The sequence below is a fragment of the Nocardioides sp. genome, from assembly GCF_051876515.1.
GTDB lineage: Bacteria > Actinomycetota > Actinomycetes > Propionibacteriales > Nocardioidaceae > Nocardioides.
In genome coordinates this window covers 41826-47825 of record NZ_JBJEHY010000076.1, presented here as the reverse complement: position 1 = coordinate 47825, position 6000 = coordinate 41826, and the positions used below count along the sequence as shown (strand labels likewise).

Annotated in this window: 6 protein-coding genes and 1 tRNA gene; 2 read left to right on the top strand and 5 right to left on the bottom strand. The window is 72.4% G+C overall.

Features of this window, described 5'->3' with window-relative positions:
* From ACI379_RS05100 to ACI379_RS05090, 3 genes are all read right to left on the bottom strand, one after another.
* Positions 1-1044, bottom strand: a 1044-nt coding sequence (locus tag ACI379_RS05100) for a PP2C family protein-serine/threonine phosphatase (protein ID WP_439790988.1), incomplete at its 3' end; no start/stop codon positions are given.
* Positions 1045-1049: 5 nt separating this feature from the next.
* Positions 1050-1520, bottom strand: a complete 471-nt coding sequence (locus ACI379_RS05095) for an FHA domain-containing protein FhaB/FipA (RefSeq protein WP_439790987.1) — start codon at positions 1518-1520, stop codon at positions 1050-1052.
* Positions 1513-2214, bottom strand: a complete 702-nt coding sequence (locus ACI379_RS05090) for an FhaA domain-containing protein (protein ID WP_439790986.1) — start codon at positions 2212-2214, stop codon at positions 1513-1515. Before ACI379_RS05090 ends, ACI379_RS05095 begins: the two co-directional genes overlap by 8 nt.
* A 288-nt stretch (positions 2215-2502) precedes the next feature.
* On the opposite strand from ACI379_RS05090, the gene ACI379_RS05085 reads away from it, so the two are divergent.
* Positions 2503-2586 (top strand) — tRNA-Leu (locus ACI379_RS05085).
* A gap of 259 nt (positions 2587-2845) precedes the next feature.
* Positions 2846-3217, top strand: coding sequence for a hypothetical protein (locus tag ACI379_RS05080; RefSeq protein ID WP_439790985.1), 372 nt, complete (start codon positions 2846-2848; stop codon positions 3215-3217).
* 38 nt (positions 3218-3255) lie between these two features.
* Here the strand turns inward: ACI379_RS05080 and ACI379_RS05075 are convergent, their stop codons facing one another.
* Positions 3256-4392: a TIGR04053 family radical SAM/SPASM domain-containing protein gene (locus ACI379_RS05075; RefSeq protein ID WP_439790984.1), complete on the bottom strand. Its 1137-nt coding sequence runs from the start codon at positions 4390-4392 to the stop codon at positions 3256-3258.
* Positions 4389-5861, bottom strand: coding sequence for a protoporphyrinogen oxidase (hemG, locus tag ACI379_RS05070; protein ID WP_439790983.1), 1473 nt, complete (start codon positions 5859-5861; stop codon positions 4389-4391). Before hemG ends, ACI379_RS05075 begins: the two co-directional genes overlap by 4 nt.
* Positions 5862-6000: the final 139 nt, after the last annotated feature.

Here is a 6000-nt window from a genome sequence, read left to right as displayed (position 1 = left end):
GGTCATCCGGCCGTCCTGCTCGCCGACGAAGAACTGCTGCTGGCTCCACGACCAGGCGGCCGCGCCGGCCACCCAGGCGACGCCCAGGAACACGGCGGTGAGCAGGCCCCGCTGCAGCCAGGCGTACCGCTGTGGCGGCTGCGGGGCGTAGCGCGCCGCCTCCGGGTCGATCGGGTCCGCCGCGATCGGGTGCATGTCGGCGGGCAGGTCGTCCGGCAGGTCGGCGGGGATGTTGTAGCGACGCTTCGCCGTGCCGGTGCCGCGCTGCGGGGGCCGCGGCATCTCCGCCGCCGCGCCCACGACCAGCGGGGACAGCTCCTCGGGCGGGTCGGTGTCGAGCACGTCGGCCACCACCACGGTGACGTTGTCGGTGGACCCGGCCTCCAGGCTGTCGCGGACGAGCTCGACGGCGGCGTACTCGGGGGTGCCGGTGCCGAGGATGGAGGCGATCCGGGAGGCGTCCAGGACGCCGCAGGCGCCGTCGGAGCAGACCATCAGGCGGTCGCCCGCCTGCGCGGAGACCTCGAACAGGTCGGGCTCCTCGTGCCGCAGGCCGTCGAGCGCCTTGAGGATCAGGTTGCGGTGCGGGTGCGTGCGCGCCTGCTCCTCGGTGATCCGGCCCTCGTCGATCAGGGTCTGCACGAACGTGTGGTCGTGGGTCAGCTGGCGCAGCTCGCCGTCGCGGAGCAGGTAAGCGCGCGAGTCGCCGAGGTGGCCCACACCGTACGTGGAGCCGTTGAAGCCGACCACGGTGACGGTGGTGCTGGTGCCGTTGAGCTCGGGGTCGTCCTCGACCATCTCGGCGATCCGGTCGTCGGCGCGGTGGATGGCGCCGCCCACCTGGCCGATGAGGTCGTCGGCGGGCTTGTCGATCTTGCGCAGCTGCGAGACCGCGGTGCTCGAGGCGAGGTCACCGCGCACGGCCCCACCGACGCCGTCGCAGACCGTGAGGACCCAGGGGCCGGCGTACCCGGAGTCCTGGTTCTCCTTGCGGACCCGACCGACGTCGGAGATCGCCGCGTAGTGCAGACGCAACTGGCTCATCGGGCCTACTTCCGCAGCTCGAGGATCGTCTTGCCGACGCGGACCTGCACGCCGAGGCCGATGGTGGTGGGCTGGGTGATCCGGCTGGGACCGACGTAGGTGCCGTTGGTCGAGCCGAGGTCCTCCACGAACCAGTCCGTGCCGCTGTGCGCGACCCGCGCGTGGCGGGTGGAGACGTAGTCGTCGTCCAGGCGGATCGCGGCGTCCGTGCCGCGTCCGATCAGCAGGGGGGCGTCGGCCAGCTCGGCCCGGGCGCCCACGTTGTCGCCCTCGACCACGATCAGGTGGGTCGGGGAGCCGCGGCGCTTCGTCGGGGGCTTGCCGTTGGCCTTGCGGGTCGGCTTGGGGGCCCGGTCGCCCTCGGGCACGCGCGCGCCGAACATGTCGGAGCGGATGACGGAGATGGCGGAGAGGACGAAGATCCACAGGACCGCCAGGTAGGCGAAGCGGATCAGGAACAGGGTCAGCTCAGTCATGGAGCTCCTCGTCCTCGACGCGGAGCACCATCTCGGTGTGCCCGATCTTGATGGTGGAGCCGTCGCGCAGCTCGGCGCGCTCCACCTTGCGGCCGTCGACGAGGATCCCGTTGGTGGAGCCCATGTCGACGGCGTACACGCGGTCGTTCTCGATCACCAGGTCGAGGTGCGTACGGCTCACGCCCGGGTCGCTGATCCGCAGGTCGGCCTCGGCGCCGCGGCCGATGACCAGGCCGGGGGCGCGCAGCGGGTGCAGGGTGCCGTTGACCTCGAGCAGCGCGACGTGGCGGCGCGAACGGGTGCGGTCGTCGTTGTCCGTCACCGAGGCCTGGTTGCGGCTGCGGATGCGGAACCGGCCGGTGGTGAGGTCGTCGGCGGCGTCGAAGTCGATGGAGACGGGGCCGGTGAAGACGTACCCCTGCGCGTCGGCGTGGTCCTTGAGCTGGTCGACCAGATCGCGCTCGAGGGCGGGGCCGAGGTCGTGCATGCGGTCCAGGTCGGCCGTGGACAGCTCGACGTGGAAGTCGTTGGGGACCAGGCGGCGCTGGCGGCTGAGCACCTGGGAGTTGTTGTCGCACTCGCGCTGCAGGGCCGAGGCGATCTCCACGGGCTGGACGGCGCTGCGGAAGGCGCGGGCGAAGACACCGGAGATCATCGTCTCCAACTTCTTCTCGAAGCGTTGGAGTCCACTCACTTCTCTGCGCCTCCTCTCTGTTGGTGTGGACGTGCGTCCGGGTGCGGGCGCGCGGCCACAGGGGGTGGTCGCACAGGCAGGGGTCGGCAGGGTCGCCCGAGCCGGTCCCCCGATCGTACTGGCCGCTCGGGCGAGGGCCGCGGACGTCCGGTCCGGCCACACCGTACGGCCCGGCGCGTCGCGGGGTCCGTACGCAGCGTGCCCGGCGCGGCCCCGGCCAAACCGGGCACCCGGTGGCCCCGGATTGGTGGACGCGGACCCCATGGGATAAGTTGTCTCTCGCTTCACGCGCGAGTGGCGGAATAGGCAGACGCGCACGGTTCAGGTCCGTGTGTCCGAAAGGACGTGGGGGTTCAACTCCCCCCTCGCGCACGTGAGAAGGCCCCGGAGAGATCCGGGGCCTTCAGTCATTTCTGGGGTCGGTCGGTGGGTGTGGGTCGTCTCCCGCGTCGTCTCTCCGGGTGACCCCAAAGTGGGTCAGATGACCCACTTTGGGGTCGCCGGGAGAGGGGCGGACCGATTTGGGGTCGCTGGGAGAGGTCTCTGGACCCCAAGAACCTCTCCCACCCTCCCCAACTTGGGCGGCCCTCCGCGCCATCGTGAGTCGGACCGGTACGCCTACGCTGACTGCATGAAGCCGGGGTGGAGCGGCGACCCGCGGGCGTACCGCGTCGACCCTGCCTGGGTCTGGTCGGAGGAGAACCACGAGCTGACGTTGGTCGCATCCCTGCGCGTGACGCTGGAGCACCCGGTCGAGGGCGTCGTCGACCAGCGCTGCCGCGCGTGGCTCTCGGGCCTGGGTGGCGGCGCGGACGAGTACTGGCAGGGCGGGGCCGCCGTACGGATCGTTGAACGGTCTGCCCACGGTCTGGTCCTGGTCCTCTCCTCCGGGGGACTGGACGTGCTGGAGTCGCTCGATCACTCGGTGCAGGAGCTGTTCGGTGCGGTGGTCGCGCCGGAGCAGGGGATGAGCGTGCGGTGGGAGGAGCTTCCGCTGGCCTGAGGGTCCGCCGCTGGAGCGCCCGCGTGTCCCGCCCCGCGTCACGGGGCCGCGGCCACCCGTACGCAACTCGGGTCGGAGGCCAGGAGGTCGCCGGTGACCGCGTACGCGTGCGACCGGGAGCCGCCGCACACCTCGCCGAACTCGCACGAGCCACACGGGCCGTGGAAGCCGGCGGGGTCGCGCAGCGACCGCAGCACCGGACTGGAGGTGTAGATCTCGCGGAAGCTCTGCTCCACCACGTTGCCGCAGTTCATCGGCAGGAAACCTGACGGGTAGACGTCACCGAGATGGTCGATGAAGGCGAACCCCCGCCCCGAGTTGACGTCGATCGGGGGGCGGGGCCGGCGCTCGCGGCCGACGCGGCCAGCACGTACCTCCTCGGTGGCGGCGCTCAGCTCGGCGTGCAGTCCTCCGAGATCCGGTGCGACGCCGCGGGCGCGCTCGATCGCCACCCGGCGGTAGTGAGGTGCCTCGGTCGCCTTGACGGCCACGAGGTCGGAGACGTCGTGCATCCAGTTCAGGACGTCCTCCGTCTCGGAGGGGCGCAACGCCTCCAGGGACGATCCCCGCCCGGTCGGCACGAGGAAGAAGACGCTCCACAGGGACGCCTCGAGGTCCAGGACCGTACGCAGCACCTCAGGGAGCTCGCGCGCGTTCGAACGGGTCACCGTCGTGTTGATCTGCAGCCGGAACCCCGCCTCTCGCACCCACCTCGCCGCGCTGACGGTGTCGTCGTACACGCCCGGGACGCCACGGAAGGAGTCGTGCGTGGCGGCGCAGGCGCCGTCCAGTGAGAGGGAGACGGCCTTGGCGCCGGCCTCGCGCAGCGCGCCGAGCACGTCCGGGGTGAGCCGCGGGGTCACCGACGGCGACAGCGCCACGTGCAGTCCCAGGGAGGTCCCGTGGCGGACCAGCTCGGCCAGGTCGGGCCGCTCGAACGGGTCGCCCCCGGTGAGGACGACGATCGGGTACGGCTTCCCGAACCCCGCGATGTCGTCGAGCAGCGCCTTGCCCTGGTCGGTGGTGAGCTGCCGCGGATGGGCGCGAGTCTGGGCGTCGGCGCGGCAGTGCTGGCACACCAGCGCACAGGCCCTCGTCACCTCCCAGATCGTGATCATCGGACGCTCGCCCACGTCGTGACGCAGGTGGCGGACGGCAGTGCGCTGGACGGTCATGGAATCTCCTGTCTGGCCGCGTCGGCCGCTGCCCGACCCGAGCGCACGCAGGCGGCCAGGCCGAGGCCGTCGTACGAGGCGCCGGCCAGGAACACTCCCGGAGGGAGCGCGGCACGCGCGGCGGCGATCCGCTGGGCGTGCCCCACGGTCAGCTGGGGCATCGTCGCCGGCCAGCGGCGTACGACGGAACGGGTGGGCTCGACGTCGAGCCGGGTCAGCTCGCACAGGTCACGCATCAGGTGCGCGACGAGTGCGGCGTCGTCGAGGTCGGCGATCCGCCTGTCGCCGGCACGTCCCGCCGACAGGCGCAGCCAGTGGTCCTGGGCGCCGGACAGGTGCGGCCACTTGGCGCCGACGAAGGTTGCGGCCTTCAGCAGGCGTCCGGTGCCGGACCCGAGGAGCAGCCCCGTGCCCCGCAGGTGCTGCCGGGCGGCGCTCGCCGGGACGGCGACCAGGACGGTGGCGACGTCAGCGGCCTCGACGGTCGTGAGGGGGGCGCGGGCCGCGGGCGCCACGAGCGTGAGCAGTTCCGCCGCCGCAGCGGCCGGAACGGCCAGCACGACAGCATCGACCTCGGTCGCGTTCGGGCCGGCACCTGCGGTCCGTACGAGGTAGCCGACCCCGGTGGGCTCGATGGCGCTCACCCGGCTGCCGGTCCGGGTGTCCAGCCCGGGCGTCGCTGCCAGGGCATCGGTCACCGCCCGCAACCCCTGTGGCCAGGTGACGAACTGTGGCGCGGCGCCGGCGTGCGTACGGCGACGCAGCAGTGAGGTGCCGGAGGTGGCGCTCGGGACCAGCATCGGCGCGCACGAGCGCAGACTCAGCCTGCCCACGTCTCCGGCGTGCAGGTTGCCGAGCAGGGGATCGACGAAGGTTCCGCTGACGGCGCGTCCGAACCGCCGGGCCACGAAGTCGCCGACGGAGATGTCGGCGTTGGGGGCCAGCGCCGCGGTGCGTCGCGACGCGAGGGGTTCGAGCCCCGCCCGCACCAGCTGGGGGACGGTGAGGGTGCGGCTGGTCAGGACGGGCGCGAGGCGCGAGGGGCCTGCCGGCCCCACCCCGGCGGGCAACGTACGCAACCCGCGGCGGGTCGCCAGCAGACTGCTCCCCGGTGCCGCCCTGACCACGGAGCCGGTGAGCCCCAGCTCCTCGATCAGCTCCGCCATCCCCGGTGCGGACAGGTGGACGGACTCCGCGCCGAGGTCGAGCCAGACGCCGTCGGAGACCTCCCGGCTCTCGACCTGCCCGCCGACCCGGTGGGCCGCCTCGAGGAGGGTCACCTCCGCGCCCTGCTGGAGGAGGGAACGGGCGGCCACGAGGCCGGACACGCCAGCCCCGACCACGGCCACTCGCCGGACGGCTTGGTCTCTCTCGGGACCCATGTGTCGATCGTACGGGGGTGTTCTCGTCGTCCCGAGTTGCCCCTCCAGGGGCGGTGCGGTCGGACGTCTGCGGTGGATCCGCGCCACCTGATGCCACGGATCCACCGCAGAGGCCGGCTGTGGTCTCCCTGTGACCCCAAGTTGGGTCACCTGACCCAAGTTGGGGTCAGTGGGAGCGCGCGGCGGCTACGGTGACCACCGTCACAACCGTGGGGGATCTGAAGGG

Excerpts from the sequence above, each read along its gene's own strand:
- ACI379_RS05080 (WP_439790985.1), top strand. The coding sequence starts at position 2,846 with ATGAAGCCGGGGTGGAGCGGCGACCCGCGGGCGTACCGCGTCGACCCT.
- ACI379_RS05075 (WP_439790984.1), bottom strand. The coding sequence starts at position 4,392 with ATGACCGTCCAGCGCACTGCCGTCCGCCACCTGCGTCACGACGTGGGC.
- ACI379_RS05095 (WP_439790987.1), bottom strand. The coding sequence starts at position 1,520 with ATGACTGAGCTGACCCTGTTCCTGATCCGCTTCGCCTACCTGGCGGTC.